The organism is Mucilaginibacter pedocola, assembly GCF_002013915.1.
GTDB lineage: Bacteria > Bacteroidota > Bacteroidia > Sphingobacteriales > Sphingobacteriaceae > Mucilaginibacter > Mucilaginibacter pedocola.
Map to the genome: position 1 here is coordinate 717093 of NZ_MBTF01000001.1, position 15124 is coordinate 732216.

General features: G+C 44.0%; 17 protein-coding genes. 5 read left to right on the top strand and 12 right to left on the bottom strand.

Annotated elements, in window-relative coordinates:
• The first annotated feature begins 142 nt into the window (after positions 1 to 142).
• Together recQ and BC343_RS03200 are read left to right on the top strand one after the other, a co-directional pair.
• Positions 143 to 2338, top strand: coding sequence for a DNA helicase RecQ (recQ, locus tag BC343_RS03195; RefSeq protein WP_078346494.1), 2196 nt, complete (start codon positions 143 to 145; stop codon positions 2336 to 2338).
• Between the two features lie 261 nt (positions 2339 to 2599).
• Positions 2600 to 3262: an autotransporter outer membrane beta-barrel domain-containing protein gene (locus BC343_RS03200; protein WP_143822042.1), complete on the top strand. Its 663-nt coding sequence runs from the start codon at positions 2600 to 2602 to the stop codon at positions 3260 to 3262.
• A gap of 59 nt (positions 3263 to 3321) precedes the next feature.
• On the opposite strand, the gene BC343_RS30685 is transcribed toward BC343_RS03200, so the two are convergent.
• From BC343_RS30685 to BC343_RS03220, 3 genes are read right to left on the bottom strand one after another with little or no spacing between them, the layout of a single operon-like run.
• The gene (locus BC343_RS30685) at positions 3322 to 4032 is read right to left on the bottom strand and encodes a hypothetical protein (protein WP_143822043.1); all 711 of its coding nucleotides are present in this window, start codon (positions 4030 to 4032) and stop codon (positions 3322 to 3324) included.
• A gap of 25 nt (positions 4033 to 4057) precedes the next feature.
• Positions 4058 to 4840 carry a hypothetical protein gene (locus BC343_RS03215; RefSeq protein ID WP_143822044.1) on the bottom strand — a complete coding sequence of 261 codons (783 nt, stop codon included), beginning with the start codon at positions 4838 to 4840 and terminating at the stop codon, positions 4058 to 4060.
• 18 nt (positions 4841 to 4858) lie between these two features.
• Positions 4859 to 5248: a hypothetical protein gene (locus BC343_RS03220; RefSeq protein WP_078346264.1), complete on the bottom strand. Its 390-nt coding sequence runs from the start codon at positions 5246 to 5248 to the stop codon at positions 4859 to 4861.
• 219 nt (positions 5249 to 5467) lie between these two features.
• Here BC343_RS03220 and BC343_RS03225 point away from each other — a divergent pair, with 219 nt between their 5' ends.
• The 3 genes from BC343_RS03225 (at position 5468) to BC343_RS03235 (ending at position 8803) form a co-directional block, all read left to right on the top strand.
• The gene (locus BC343_RS03225) at positions 5468 to 6472 is read left to right on the top strand and encodes a threonine aldolase family protein (RefSeq protein ID WP_317043633.1); all 1005 of its coding nucleotides are present in this window, start codon (positions 5468 to 5470) and stop codon (positions 6470 to 6472) included.
• Between the two features lie 149 nt (positions 6473 to 6621).
• Positions 6622 to 7707, top strand: a complete 1086-nt coding sequence (locus BC343_RS03230) for a DNA topoisomerase IB (protein ID WP_078346266.1) — start codon at positions 6622 to 6624, stop codon at positions 7705 to 7707.
• Positions 7708 to 7870: 163 nt separating this feature from the next.
• A complete protein-coding gene (locus tag BC343_RS03235) occupies positions 7871 to 8803 on the top strand; it encodes a sugar phosphate isomerase/epimerase family protein (protein WP_078346267.1) in 933 nt (310 codons plus the stop codon).
• 78 nt (positions 8804 to 8881) lie between these two features.
• Here the strand turns inward: BC343_RS03235 and BC343_RS03240 are convergent, their stop codons facing one another.
• The 9 genes from BC343_RS03240 to BC343_RS03275 all read right to left on the bottom strand — a co-directional run bounded on the left by BC343_RS03240 (position 8882) and on the right by BC343_RS03275 (position 15079).
• Positions 8882 to 9163 (bottom strand): hypothetical protein, encoded by a 282-nt coding sequence (locus BC343_RS03240; protein WP_078346268.1) that lies wholly within the window; start codon positions 9161 to 9163, stop codon positions 8882 to 8884.
• Positions 9164 to 9166: 3 nt separating this feature from the next.
• The gene (locus BC343_RS03245; RefSeq protein ID WP_078346269.1) at positions 9167 to 9730 is read right to left on the bottom strand and encodes a DUF4251 domain-containing protein; all 564 of its coding nucleotides are present in this window, start codon (positions 9728 to 9730) and stop codon (positions 9167 to 9169) included.
• Between the two features lie 10 nt (positions 9731 to 9740).
• Positions 9741 to 9893: a hypothetical protein gene (locus BC343_RS30925; RefSeq protein WP_156088733.1), complete on the bottom strand. Its 153-nt coding sequence runs from the start codon at positions 9891 to 9893 to the stop codon at positions 9741 to 9743.
• Between the two features lie 124 nt (positions 9894 to 10017).
• Entirely contained in the window at positions 10018 to 11901 is a 1884-nt protein-coding gene (htpG, locus tag BC343_RS03250) for a molecular chaperone HtpG (protein ID WP_078346270.1), read from the bottom strand.
• Between the two features lie 98 nt (positions 11902 to 11999).
• Entirely contained in the window at positions 12000 to 12245 is a 246-nt protein-coding gene (locus tag BC343_RS03255; RefSeq protein WP_078346271.1) for a hypothetical protein, read from the bottom strand.
• Positions 12246 to 12467, bottom strand: a complete 222-nt coding sequence (locus BC343_RS03260) for a DUF2147 domain-containing protein (RefSeq protein ID WP_078346272.1) — start codon at positions 12465 to 12467, stop codon at positions 12246 to 12248. It abuts the gene before it with no gap.
• A gap of 46 nt (positions 12468 to 12513) precedes the next feature.
• Positions 12514 to 13059 (bottom strand): NADPH-dependent FMN reductase, encoded by a 546-nt coding sequence (locus tag BC343_RS03265; protein WP_078346273.1) that lies wholly within the window; start codon positions 13057 to 13059, stop codon positions 12514 to 12516.
• Between the two features lie 121 nt (positions 13060 to 13180).
• On the bottom strand, positions 13181 to 14125 hold the full coding sequence (locus BC343_RS03270) for an MlaD family protein (RefSeq protein ID WP_078346274.1): 945 nt from the start codon (positions 14123 to 14125) through the stop codon (positions 13181 to 13183).
• Between the two features lie 36 nt (positions 14126 to 14161).
• On the bottom strand, positions 14162 to 15079 hold the full coding sequence (locus BC343_RS03275; protein WP_078346275.1) for an N-acetylmuramoyl-L-alanine amidase family protein: 918 nt from the start codon (positions 15077 to 15079) through the stop codon (positions 14162 to 14164).
• Positions 15080 to 15124: the final 45 nt, after the last annotated feature.

The window sequence follows — 15124 nt, forward strand, 5'->3', positions numbered from 1 at the left end:
TACACTCTTTTAAAGCGATAAATAAACAAATTGTTTTTAGAACAATGATCATTTTTGTATAAAATTTTATACTAAACCCGTCGTTTATTTATAAAATTTTGTTATTTTGAACCATATTTTTAAAACGTATTAAGTACTGATGATAGAAGCTAAAAAGTCGCTTTTTGACAATCTGCAAAATTTCTTTGGGTTCGATAACTTCAAGGGTGAGCAGGAAGCGATAATTACGAACATTTTAGCAGGCAACGACACATTTGTAATTATGCCCACCGGTGGCGGCAAATCTATGTGTTACCAATTGCCTGCATTAATGAGCGAAGGCACAGCGATTGTGATCTCTCCGCTTATAGCATTAATGAAAAACCAGGTAGACCAGTTGAGAGCCTTCGGCGGGTCGGACAGCATAGCACATTTTTTAAACTCCTCGTTAACAAAAGCAGAAATTTTAAGGGTAAAAGACGATGTACTCAGCGGCAAAACCAAATTGCTGTACGTTGCACCCGAATCATTAACCAAGCAGGAAAACGTCGACTTTTTACGCCTTAACCACGTATCATTTGTAGCGGTTGACGAAGCGCACTGTATATCTGAATGGGGGCACGATTTCCGCCCCGAGTACCGCAAAATACGCCAGGTAATAAGCAATATTGGCGAAGGTATCCCTATCATCGCCTTAACGGCAACGGCAACACCGAAAGTACAGCAGGATATCCAAAAGAACCTGCACATGAACAACGCTACGGTTTTTAAATCGTCGTTTAACCGTTCAAACCTGTTTTATGAGGTTCGCGCTAAGCGCACCGCTATAAAAGAGATCGTAAAATTTGTAAAACAAAACCAGGGTAAATCGGGCATTGTATATTGCCTTAGCCGCAAAAAGGTAGAGGAGGTTGCCGAGGCGCTTAACCTCAACGGCGTACGTGCCTTGCCATACCATGCAGGCTTAGACCCCAAGGTACGTGCTGATACACAAGATAAATTCCTGATGGAAGATGTGGAAGTTATTGTAGCTACCATAGCCTTCGGGATGGGTATTGATAAACCCGATGTGCGCTACGTAATACACCACGACATGCCAAAAAGCATGGAAGGTTATTACCAGGAAACCGGCCGTGCGGGGCGCGATGGTGGCGAAGGCGTTTGCGTTGCTTTTTACAGCGGCAAGGATATTGATAAACTGCAGAAGTTTATGAAGGATAAGCCTGTTGCCGAGCGCGAAATCGGTACGCAGATACTGAAAGAGGTTATCGATTACGCCGAATCGTCAGTATGCCGCCGTAAACAGCTGCTGCATTATTTTGGCGAGAACTTTAACGAAGCAGGCTGCAACTGCATGTGCGATAACTGCGCAGCGCCTAAAACACATTTTGATGCCGAGGCACAGCTGCATAAAGCATTGAGCCTGATAAAACTCATCGGTGAGAAATTCGACGATTGCCACATCATCAACATCCTGATGGGGAAAGATGATGCTCAGGTTAAAAACTACGAGCACGATAAGCTTACGGATTACTTTGGCACAGGTATAGAAGACGGCGAGAACCTTTGGAATTCGCTGATGCGCCAGGCGCTGCTGAACAACTTCCTGTCGAAAGATATCGACCATTACGGCCTTCTTCACCTTACCAAAAGTGGCAATGCCTTTATAGAGAACCCATATAGCATCCGTTTCATCCTGAACCGCGAAATGGGCCCAACCGATGATGACGAGGCAGAAGACGGCCCCAAACAAGCCGGAGGTGCCTTAGATACCGAATTGCTGCAGATGCTGAAAGACCTGCGCAAGAAGTTGGCCAAGCAAAAGGGTTTGCCACCGTTCGTGATATTCCAGGATCCGTCGTTAGAGGAGATGTGTACACATTACCCTATCAATAACGAAGAACTGAAACAGATATCGGGTGTGGGTGCAGGTAAGGCGTTAAAATTTGGTAAGCCGTTTACCGATCTGATACAAAAATATGTTGAGGATAACGATATTGACCGCCCGGTTGATATGGTGATCAAAAGCGCGGCCAACAAGTCGGCATTGAAGGTATTCATTATCCAAAATATCGACCGTCACCTTAACCTTGACGATATTGCAGCCTCTAAAGGCCTTACTTATGAGGAGATACTGAAAGAGGTAGAAACGATAGTAAACTCTGGTACTAAATTGAACCTGAATTACTACATCGACGAGATCATAGACGAAGACAAGCAGGAAGAGGTTTACGATTACTTTAAAACTGCCGAAATAGACTCGATAGACCACGCCTTGATGGACCTTGGCCCGGATGATTACACCCGCGAAGAAGTGCAATTAATGCGCATTAAATTCATGTCGGAAGTAGGGAATTAAGTTGAAGCCCTAAGTCTGAAGCTAAAAGCCTAAAGCCCCGACGAGTTGAAACTTGTTGGGGCTTTTCTTTTGGTTCAAATTTAAGATTTGCCAAGTTGATTTTCTGTCACGGAAAAACCAACTAAAACGCCGTTTTTAATGTTGTAGTACGTTTTTTTGCATTTAGTTTAAAGCATTTAACATATATGTTAAATATGCCCATCCTGCGAAATATCGGGTGTTTTTCCCCGTTCAAAGGGCTTAATCTAAACACCAAAAAACATGAAAAAAATCGTCGTAATGGCAGCACTGTTAATCGCTACCCAGTTTGCCAAAGCCCAAACCGAAAAAGGTAACCAAACGCTCGGCCTGAACTTTCAATTTCAGCGCTCAACAAACACCTCCAGCTACATCGATCCGGTGAGCAACGCGTTTAGCGTACAGGATCAGAAATTCACCAATTTTTACATCGGCCCCATCTACAGCTATTTTATTGCTGATAATTTAGATTTGGGTGCCTCTGCACAGTACGGTTCAACCCGCAGTACCATAGGGGCACTGGCCGGCGAACAAAAACAAGTTAACGAAGGTTTTAGCGGTACTGTATTTCTTCGGAAGTATTTTATGTATCAAAACAAATTCGGGTTGCGTGCAGGCCCTTATGCTTTCTACGGGCATTCAAAATCCGACTTCACACAGTCAAACAATTCGGTGTATGACCAAAAAACTACAGGCAATAGTTATGGCGGAGGGATTAATGCAGAGCTTTTGTTCTATCCTTCAAAACAACTTGGGGTATCGCTAAGCCTGGCAAATTTGAATTACACCCACTCTGATAGCAAAAATAACAACGGAGCAACAGGCAAGAGCAGTGGCGATTCGTTCAATGCATCGTTTATAAACAGTGGGTTGGGCTTATCAGTTTTTTATACAATCGGCCATTAAACATAACAATCAACAAAAAAGAAAGCCCGGCTGCTATTTTAGCGCCGGGCTTTCTTTTGCTATTTGTGCGAAGCCTTTAATTTATTAAAGTATTCAACCAGCTTATCTATATTACCTAAGGCATAATGCCCGGCGCGCAGGTGCTCTACAATTTCGGGCTCATCGCCCATTACCTCGGTCATTACATCTACAAAGTTTTCTTCGGTGAGGTGCTGCATGGTGGCTGTATTTTCGCCGTAGTAATAATACATTTTGCCTTTATCTACCTTGCCACTGCCGCCTCCGCCGCCAATGGATACACCCAAACCGCCCCCAATCCCGCCGCCATATCCGCCACCGCCGGTGCTTAGCCCAACAGCGGGAGAGAAGCGAACTTTACTGCCACCCATGCCACTGCCGCTGCCTGCGCCGCGTGTAGCGTATATTTTGGTTTCCTCGTTTACCACCACGCGCACAAAATCAAATTCGTTTTTGGCCCAGGTTTCGTTGCCGGGTGCGTGCGCAACCACAAAACTGTCCTTGCCCACTACGTAACTCTGCAAATCGCTTGTGCTGAGTTTATAGGGCTCGGCTTTTTCAGCATCCTTAAATTCAATAAAGCCCTCGTTTTTTATGGGGCCGCTGCCGCCGGGATTAGGTATTATAAAACCATCGTAACGCACGCCTTTCACGTCAATAAAATGTCCTGGAGTCCATTTCTGCGCATGGGCTGCGGGCGCCATCAAACAAAGGCAGCCCGCAAGTAAAGTGTATCTTTTAATATCAAGCATTGTTTTTATATCCTTACAAAGGCTATTAATTGCTCTTTGCTTTTTCTTTGTTAAAATACGCAATAAGCTCTTCAATATTATCCAGCCCAAAGCGATTACCGATGATATAGTCGGCAACTTTTGGGCTGGCCTGCATGGTAGCCTTTATAGCGTCATTAAAATTCTCGTCGGTGATGTAGGTAAGATCATTTGGCCCGATGCCATAATAATACGATTTTTTGTAATTACTGCCCCTGTTAGTTGGGCCTGTTTTGTATGTGGTAGGGGCTGTAGGTACCGTATAGTTTGGCGCATTCTTAACAAGTCCATCTTTGGTTAGGGTGGGGTTTTGTGCTATCGCGCTGTTTGGGTCGGCCCTGTACCCGCCAAGCAGCAGCCGCGCCGTGTTAGAGATCTTGTGCGTTTTGCCGCTGCCCTTGTAAGACGCGGGCGATCCATCGGCTACGCGTAAGGAATAAAGTTTTACTTCTTCGTTCATTACAACCCGTACAAAATCGGTTTGCAGTTTGCTCCATTTGCCCCCGGCAGGGGCTTTAGCCACTACAAAACTATCCTGCCCAACTACGAACGACCGCAAATCGCTTGTGCTGAGTGGAATAACTTCACCTTTTTCCGAATCTTTAAATTCGATGTACCCTTCGCCTTCGAATGGCCCCTTACCGCCGGGAGAAGAGCGAATGATACCGGCATATTGCTTCCCCTGCGCATCGGTATAGTGGCCGGGCGCCCAGGTTTGAGCTTTTGTAACCAACGGAATTGACAGGTAGACGATAATTGCAACAAAGGCAAAGTTTAGGTTCTTTGGCATATTAATTAGGTTTAGGTTTTATTGCTGAGTATCTGTAGCAGCCCACCACTCTTCGTAATGCACATAATAAGATACCAGGTCGGCCATCTCACCAAACGCCCAGTGTTTGTTATTTATTTTCGCCAACACTTTTGGCTTATCTGCCATTAGCTTATTTAAAACCTCAATGTAATTCTTCTTGGTGAACTTGGTTAACATATCCGGGTTTGATCCATAATACCATTTATCTTTATAATAGTGTTGATAGATGTTGCTGGTGTCCTTATGTAAAGCCACGCGGAGAAAAGGTTCGGAACTTAGTGCTTTGTTTTTTGATACTACAAAACTATCAGCTTCTAACGAGAACGACAGGAAGTCGGCTGGCTTAAGTTTGGTTTTATCAGCACTTTTAGTCGGCTTGTAAAACAATTTATCTCCTCAGTTTTGTATAAGTCCAATGTGTTTTGTGCCGTTCAGGTCTTCATAACTTCCCGAGACCCATAAAGGGGGCGGTGGGATATTATTAGTAGTAAACCCGAAACTGACATTTTGTGCTTTGGCTGCTATTGTAATACTTAAAATACAAAGCAAGAGTAGTGTTTTGCGCATAAGATTTAGATATTTGGCACTCAAATATAATAGATTTTTATGATGACTGTTGACTTGCGCAGCGATACCGTAACCAAACCTACCCCCGGTATGCTCGAAGCTATGTGGAGCGCCAAAGTAGGTGACGATGTTTTTGGCGAAGACGAAACTGTAAACGCCCTGGAGGAAAAAGCAGCCGCTATGTTTGGTATGGAAGCTGGTATTTACTGCCCATCCGGCACCATGACCAACCAGATAGCCATTAAATGCTTTACCCAACCTTTGGACGAATTGATAGCCGACCAAACCGCACACGTTTACCGTTACGAGGGTGGGGGCATTGCGTTTAACTCCGGCGTATCTACCCGTTTGCTCAATGGTTACCGCGGCATCATCACCGCCGAAATGGTAGAGCCGGAAATAAATGCCGAAAACATTCATTACCCGCGCACCAGCCTGGTGGTTTTAGAGAACACCGTGAACAAGGGCGGCGGTAGCTGCTATACTTTAGCAGATATAAAACCTATTGCCGATTTATGCTGCGCAAAAGGGCTTAAATTACATTTAGATGGCGCCCGTATATTCAACGCCCTTGCTCATACAGGGGATAAGGCGGTTGATTACGGAGCATACTTTAACGGCGTTTCGGTTTGCTTATCTAAAGGATTAGGTGCGCCGGTAGGTTCAGTTTTACTGGCCGATAAAGAAACTATTAAGTACGCCCGCCGTATACGCAAAGTTTTAGGCGGAGGCATGCGCCAGGCAGGCTTTTTGGCAGCGGCAGCAATCTACGCGCTCGACCACCATGTAGAGCGCTTGAAAATAGACCACAAACACGCGCAAATATTAGCCGAAGAACTGGCAAAAAAAGATTGGGTAACCAATGTATTGCCCGCCGAAACCAATATTGTGCTTTTTGATACCTTAGAACCTGCCGAAACAGTATTGGCCAAACTGGAAGCCAAAGGTATTAAAGCAATGAGCACAGGCAGCCATCGCATAAGGTTTGTGTTACATTTAGATGTGCATGCCGAGCAGGTGGAGTACGTGGTAGCTTCTTTATAGTCCGAAAGTCGGGGAAGTCCGATAAGTCCGAAAGATGGAGGAACTGGTTGTATGCCATACCGATCAATCCTTCGTCTTTCGGACTTATCGGTCTTCAGACTTTCCGACTCCAACAAAAACTTATCTTAAAAAGGCGTGTTCTATCTTTCATGAACCGCCTCTTAAAAAAACTTCAGAAGATAGGCCGCGACCCTAAAGTGACTGCAAAAGCAGTGGGGCTGCGGTATGTATCCGACTCGTCGCCGGGTTATACGCGCAAAAAATCGGGCAAAGGCTGGAGTTTTTATAACGCTGATGGAGAACTCGTTAAGGATAAAGCTCTCATAAAACGCTTTATGGCTTTAGTGATACCGCCGGCCTATACCAACGTTTGGATATCGCCACATGAGAACGGGCATTTGCAGTTTACCGGCACCGATGCTGCCGGGCGCAAACAGTACCGCTACCACCCATACTGGAACAAAATACGCAACCAAAGCAAATACCACCGCATGCAAACCTTTGCAGCCCATTTGCCCGCGATACGTGAACAGGTTGACCATGATCTGGCCCGCCGAAACCTCGGTCATGAAAAAGTAGTAGCCTTGGTTGTACGCCTGATGGAATTAACCAGCATTAGGGTAGGGAACGAATCGTACAAGAAGCTGTACGGCTCTTTCGGTTTAACTACTTTGATGAATAAGCACGTAAAGATAGAGGGCACCAAAATAAACTTCGAGTTTAAAGGTAAAAAAGGTGTGTTCCATAAAGTGGCCCTGCAAAGCCGTAAGCTGGCTAACCTGGTAAAGCAATGCCGCGATATACCGGGGAAAGACCTGTTTCAGTATTATAACGAAGATGGTACCCGTTGTACTATTGGTTCGGGCGATATTAACGATTACCTGAAAGAGATAACCGGCGAAGATTTTACCGCTAAAGATTTCCGTACCTGGGCAGGCAGCGTGAGCGCTTTGTATGCCTTTAAGGAAGCGGGCGAGTTCCACAACGTTACCGAATGCCGCAAAAAAATAGTGAGTGTTTTGGATGAAGTAGCCATAAACTTAGGTAACACCCGCACGGTTTGTAAAAAGTATTATGTGCACCCAACCGTTATTAAAAGTTACGAGGAGGGTACCATCTTCAAGTACATCAGCGCATTGGATGAGAAACAAGATGTAAAATCGGTAGAGCTAAACATTGCCGAGAAAGCCTTGCTAAAATTACTTGAGAACGAGAAGCTTGCCGAAGCGAGTTAAAATGAAGCAAGATCTTACATCGGCACTATTCGACCATCATTCTTGTCTAATATCTCATGTTTCAAATCCAATATCTGGCTTAATGCGTTAAAAAGACACAATAAATTTGCTTTAATTCATTTTATTGGTTTAGATTTACTTACCAACTAAAACCAATAAAATTATGACGATTAACAACAGGCGTAATTTCCTAAAAACTGCCGGCACTTTGGCCATTGGCGGTATCGCCTTATCAAGCAAGGCGGTTTCCCTATTAAACTTCAAACCCAAACATGCGGTAGGCATACAGCTGTTCACGTTTTTTAATGTGATGGATGCCGATGTTAAAGGTACGCTTACCAAAGTTTCGGCAGCGGGTTATAAAGAAATTGAATCAGCTTTCAGCACAAAAGGCGGTTATTATGGGCTAAAACCAAAAGAATTTAAAGCACTGGTAAACGGCGAAGGCCTTGCCTGGAAAAGCCATCACGTGTTGGGCGCACCCTTCAAATTGCCTCCCGGGTCTAAAATGCCTGCGGGTGCCGATGGCAAACCTATTACTATACCGCCCATGCTAAACCTGCGCGACAATGCTCAACAACTGGTTGACGAGGCTGCGGAAGGTGGGGTAACTTACCTGGTTTGCGCCAATACACCTATTGGCAGTTTAGATGAGATAAAACAATCGATAGAAACACTGAATAAAAGCGCCGAACTGGCCACCAAAGCCGGTCTGCAGTTTTGTTACCATAACCACGATGCGGAGTTTAAAGCTGTAGAAGGTAAAATACCTTACGATTTGATGCTTGCCGAAACAGATCCGAAGCATACCAAATTCGAGTTGGATTTAGCCTGGGCAATAAAAGCAGGCAAAGATCCTGTGGAGATGTTTAAGCAACACCCCGGCCGCTTCCCGCTTTGGCATGTGAAGGATTTGGATGCGGCCCGCGAAACCATTTTACCGGTAGGTAGTGGCACTATCAACTTCAAACCCATATTTGCGGCAGCGGCATCGTCGGGCATGCAACACTTTTTTGTGGAACACGATATGCCTAAAAACCCTTATGCAAGTATGGCGAGCAGCATTGCGTATATTGACAAAAAATTATTGGCTTAATAAAGCGGTATAGCCAACTACCAACAAAGGGTTTAAATCACACGATTTAAACCCTTTGTTTCGCTATAGCAAACTTGATTACTCGCCTGCGTCTATAAAAGCCTGTACAAAGGCATCTTCGGTAATCGCTGTGATCAATGCCGTTATGACATCTTTTCCCGGCGATTCGTCATCCAAATCATCAGCATGCTCTTCAAGTTTATCCAAGTAGGCAACCGCTTGTTCCTCGTCGTCAAACAGTAATACAACATCTTCATTTATTTCTGTGTTTGTTCCGTTTGGCGGCTTTGGGATATTGTAGTCGACAAACATGTCTTTGTTGATCAGCGCCGAACTTTGCGGGATGTCTATTCGTAGCATAGTTTATTTATTTGCGTTCATTTTGGGCTTCTCGGGTTTTTCTATAAAACCGTAAAACCTGATCGATTGCCTGTTGGCACTTATTACAGATAAATCACCGGTACCATTGGCGGTTATCGTAAGAATCATTTGATTGGTATATTTAGCATCCTTCAACCTGAGGGTAACAATTGAGCTACCATTTTTCTTTGCAGTTGTGACATACTCAAAATTGGTAGATGTAAATTTTATGCCGTTATCACTTGGCGAATTATACCCAACAGCAAAGTAGGCTTCGCCAAAATAGGGTAGGTAAGATGTAACGGTATCCGGCGTAACAGTTAGGTCGTAATTGCTGTTTAAATAGCGCGGATTAGTAGACCCCGGGTTGTTCAATAATTGTATTGCAGTGTTGTTTATCGGAAAAACGTACTGCGCCTTAAAAACAAAGTTTTTTGATTGAATAAGTTGTTTTATTTCAGCTTCCTGCGCGGCTTTTTTCTCGGCTTTGCTATTTTGCGCCATTACCGGCTGCAGCGCAGCACACGATAAAATAGCGGCAAATAATATTTTGGCTAAAGTTTTCATTGCTAAAGTATTATGGTATAAATATAACGCTTGTTTGTTGTATAACCGTATAGTTATCTATCAGTTTAAATAGTATTGGGGCGTGTATCTGTTTAGACACTTTTGCCGCCCCTTGGTTTAAAGGTATTGGCCCATAAACTTTGTTGGTGATCGTTCTTTTCATGCTTTCTGTTGTTTGTAGTTAGGATGCAAAACGCGAACAGATTCCATAAAGCAATTGAAAAAATGCAAATAAAAAAGCCGCTCGTTTGCACGGCGGCTTCTTTTCTTTAAATCCGAAATCCGAATTAAATAAGGCTTACGCTTCTGTTTACAAACTCTGTTAACTCTGCACCTGTTAACAAGCCTTGCGAAAGCAATGCCAGGTCGAACGCTTGTTTAGCTAATTGAGCTTGTGCGTCGGTGTTATCGTCTGCCAATATTTTAGAGATAAGCTTGTGGTTTCCGTTTACAATTACATTGTAATTATCGGGCATGTTGCCGTAGAAGCTCATGCCGCCGCCCATAGCTGCCATATCTTTCATACGGCGCATAAACTCGTCCATGGTAACGGTTACCGGTAACTCATCCGGGCTAAGGCTTTCCAGTTTTACTTTGTAAGCCGGTTTATTAATAGCCGCATCGAATATCTCTTTTATTTTGGTTGATTGCTCTTCCGTTAAAACAGATTCAGGGTTCTCGTCCTTTTTGATCAGTTTATCGGCAACATCGGCATCAACGCGTTTCAGTTGAGTTTTCTCCAGTTTCTGCTCCAACTGGCTCACAAAGTGGGTATCAATAGGCGAGTTCATTACCAATACATCGTAACCTTTTTTACCTGCCGACTGGATGAAAGCATCCTGTTTGTCGGGGTCGTTGGTGTAAATGTATACAAGGTTACCGTCTTTATCGGTTTGTGTCGGCTCAACTTTATCTTTGTATTCGGCTAAAGTGAAGTTCTCTTTTTTGGTGTTGGTAACCAAAACGAAATCTTTTGCCTTATCGTAGAATTTGTCTTCGCTGATCATGCCGTATTTCACAAACAGGCCAATATCGCCCCATTTTTCTTCGAAGCCTTTGCGGTCGGCTTTAAACAGGTCTGATAATTTATCAGCTACTTTTTTTGTGATGTAAGTGTTTATTTTCTTCACGTTCCCATCGGCCTGCAGGAAGCTACGCGATACGTTCAGCGGGATGTCCGGTGAATCGATAACGCCGTGCAACAGCATCAAAAACTCAGGGACGATATCTTTCACCTCATCGGTAATAAACACCTGGCGGCTGAAGAGTTTGATCTTGTTTTTGCTCATCTCAAAATCGTTCTTCAGCTTAGGGAAGTACAATACACCGGTAAGGTTGAAAGGGTAATCAACATTCAGGTGTATCCAGAACAGCGGGTCTTCGCTGTATGGGTAAAGCTCTTTGTAGAATTTCAGGTAATCTTCGTCCTTCAGTTCGCTTGGTGCTTTTGTCCAGATAGGGGTGGTATCGTTAATAATGTTATCAGTTTCTACCGATACATATTTTGGTTTGCCTTCTTCGTCAACTCCATCTTCTTCCTCTTGGGTAGTAGTGCCAAATTTGATAGGTACGGGCAGGAATTTGCAGTACTTATCCAGAATCTCCTGCAATTTGTGCTTGCTCAAAAACTCTTCGCTTTCGGCGTTGATGTGCAGGGTAATTTCGGTACCGCGTTCTTCCAGGCTGCCTTCGCTAATTTCAAATTCGGTGCTGCCATCGCAAGTCCAGCGGGCAGGTTCGGCACCGTCCTGATAGCTTAAGGTTTCAATATCCACACGGTCGGCCACCATAAATGCCGAGTAGAAACCTAAACCGAAGCGGCCGATGATCTCGTTGGCATCTTTAGCTTCCTTAAATTTCTCTACGAATTCGGTAGCGCCTGAGAAGGCTATCTGGTTGATGTATTTTTTTATTTCCTCGGCCGTCATACCCAAGCCATTGTCGGATATGGTGATGGTCTTTTTGTCTGCATCAAAAGCTACTTCAACACGCAGGTCGCCAAGTTCGCCGTTATACTGGCCTAAAGAAGATAAGCGCTTGATCTTTTGCGTCGCATCAACGGCGTTAGAAACCAGCTCGCGCAGAAATATCTCGTTATCAGAGTATAAAAACTTTTTAATGATAGGGAAAATGTTTTCGGTGTGTATCGAAATAGATCCTTTTTCTTGCATCGTTTTATGATTTTATAATGATTTACAATTTATGGTAAACCAATGAACAAGCGGCGTTCCAAAAGGGGAGGAGGTGACGAATTGGCAGGGAGGAGAACTCAATGGTCAGCTTTTTTCACAAAGGTGGTTCTGCGGCCTTCCCGTTCCGTAATAGTTAACTTATCGGACGTTAACTCAATCACTTCCGTTGTTACTATTTCGTAATAATCGCCATTTTTATCCTTTTTAGCATGTCCGGTGTTGATAAGGTATTGAGCGGCGACGCTATAGGGCTTGTTGTAATACAAAAGATGAATGATCGCATTTTTTTTTGTTGTCGAAATACCATTTGCCGTTATCGGCATTTACTTGCGTAAACTGTTTTGTATATGTACCATCGTTTCGATAAGTGGTGAGAGCCCTGTGGCTATCTCAAATCCGAAAGGATGCTTGATTGTGTCTATCTTTTTACCGTTGCTATCCATCATAGCAGAAAACTCCCACGTTCCAACAAGTTCTGGCTTTATTTGCGCAAAAAGAGAGGCCGATACGAACAAAAATATACTTATTAAAAATAGCTTTTTCATGATAATTGTTTAGGTTGAAGTTCAAAGGTATTATTTATCGTTGATGTTATTGTTCTGATAGCGTTCCCAGTTTGTTTATTATTTCATTCACTGATTTTATGACCTCACTTTTTGTCTCCTCATCCGTAATCTCCCCATCAGCCCCAACCTTCGACCTCACAAACTTTACCAGCAAAGTAGCCTCAGGTATCAAAGTAGCATTAATAGCCCCCAATATCAGCTGCATAGCTGCATGGCAAGCCTCGCCGCCTAATGATGCAGTTATTAGCGCGGTAGGCTTTTCTACAAAACTGCCGCTGCTTACCGTCCAATCCAGCGCGTTCTTTAATTGGCCGGGTACGCCAAAGGCATATTCGGGCGTGCAAAAAATTACCACATCGGCATTTTTAATGAAGCTGCGAAACTCGGCTACATTTTCATCAACATGCTCGTGATCATTCCCCGGGTCGAAGGGAGGGATGACCGCAAGGCGATCGTAAATAAAGTAGTTTACATCTGGCGGTAATAATGTGCCTATGAATTTCAGGATGTGATGATTGCTCGAACCCGAGCGAAGGCTGCCCGGGATAGCGAAGATGGTTTTGTTTTTCACTATTAAAAAATAAACCCGGCACCTGTGTTTGATGCCGGGAGTTTTATCTGTTGAAATTCGTTGTGTTAAAGTGTCAGATTATAAAACCAATCTCTAACCTCAGTCCTCTAACCTCTAAAGCCTAATTCCCTTTCTTCCCAAATATAGAGAAGTGTACGTAACGGCTTGGATGAGCCTTCAGGTCGATCATCAGGTTATCCAGGTTTTTTGATGCATTGTTCAGGTTATCGTAAAGCTTGGTATCATTCATCAATAAACCTATCGAACCATCGGTACTGTTTACTTTAGCCATGGTAGCTTGCAAATCGGCAACGGCTTTGTTGGCGTTCTCCAAGGTTTGCTTGATGTTTGAGTTAGCCAAATCGCCGCTAAACTTGTTAAAGTTGCCGGCAATGCCATCCAGCTTAGCAGTGCTGTTTTTTAGATTGGCCGATGTTACTTCGGCGTTTGCCATTATTTGGTTTACGTGGCCGGTTTGCGCGGCCAGCAGGGCATCAAGCTTTTTAGTAGTGCCTTGCAAAGTTTCCAGAGAAACCGCTATGGCAGCAAAGCTGCGGTCAACATTCTTCTGGAAGTTAGGGTTCAGTATTTGGTTAATAGCTCCCATTGCCGAGTCTACCTTTGTCATTAATACCTCTGCCTTGCGCTGTATAGGTTGCAGGCTTTCTGCCAGGCTGCCCTGTATATCGGCACGCAGGGTATCCTGGTCTTCGGCAAGTTTCGGGCTGTTGCCCAGTTCAAATACGATTGCTTTACCACCAAGCAGGTCGGTGCTTTCCAGTTTGGCAAGGGTGTTATCGGGCACCGCGTACTTAGAGTTTACTTTAAACTCTACTATACTGCGCCCGTCGGGCTGTAGTTCCATTTTAGATACAAGCCCAATCTGGAAGCCATTTACCAATACGGGTTTAGATACGGTTAAGCCTTCTACACTGCGGTACACAGCGTAAAACTTGTTTGATCCCGAAAAAACGTCGTTACCTTTTAAAAAGCTGTAGGCAAGTATAAGTATAGTGATGGATATGGCCGTAAGGGCCCCGATCTTGGTTTCGTTTGATATTTTCAAGGTAGGTATATGTTTTTGTTATAGATGTATGCTTTGTTAGTTTGTTGTAACGCCTTCTATCTGGCTTTTGTAACTCTTAATAGCGCGCACAATAGAATTTACAATATCATTTTGCCCTTCTTCCGAGTTAAGGTATTCCTCTTCTTCGGGGTTATTAATGTAACCTGTTTCTACCAGTACCGATGGCATTGCTGCGTGGCAAAGCACATAAAGCCCCTGCTCGCGTAAGCCCTCGGTGCGCCTTCCATCGTTCTGAACAAGTTCATCGTTAATAAAGTTTGCAATATTCACACTTTGTTTACGGAATTTGCGCTTATACTCGTTGGTAAGGATGATAACTACCGGGTCGTCAGGGTCTAAGGCCGCACCATTCATTTCCGAATCTTCCTCTACCTGGTTGTTTTTAATAGCATTCTCTTCCTCACGCGAGCGGTGCAAACCGTATATCAGCATCAGCACGCCTTTGCCTGAACGATCGGGAACACGCACGCTTTTATAAACTGCTTTGCCGCGTTTGGTGCCTACGCGTTCGCGTACTACCCTGTCGGCAAGAGAGTTGCAGTGAAGCGAAATAAACAGTTGCCCCTTATTTTCATTGGCTATTTGCGCGCGCCTTTCCCAGGATACATCGTCGGCTGTAGAGCGGGTTAAAACCGCTTTCACGCCATTAATATCTTTTTCAATTGCTTTCTGCAATTTAAGGCCAAGGGCCAGCGTTACATTCCTTTCTGAAGAAAAAGAACCATCGGCGCCGCGCGAATAATGCCCCGGAGGAGAACCCTCAGCTTTGGCACCGTGACCGGGGTCGATAATGACGGTTTTTAGCTTGAATGAGTTTACTATGGTATCTTTTTTAGTAGAAGCTTCTAACTTTAATGAAAACAACGATAAGCACATAAACAATGCCGCCGGACCCGAAATCAATTTCAACCTGTTCAATATTTTATTTTTCATTATGTTTGAACGCTGTTAACTGTACCTGCAAAAATACTATTCATA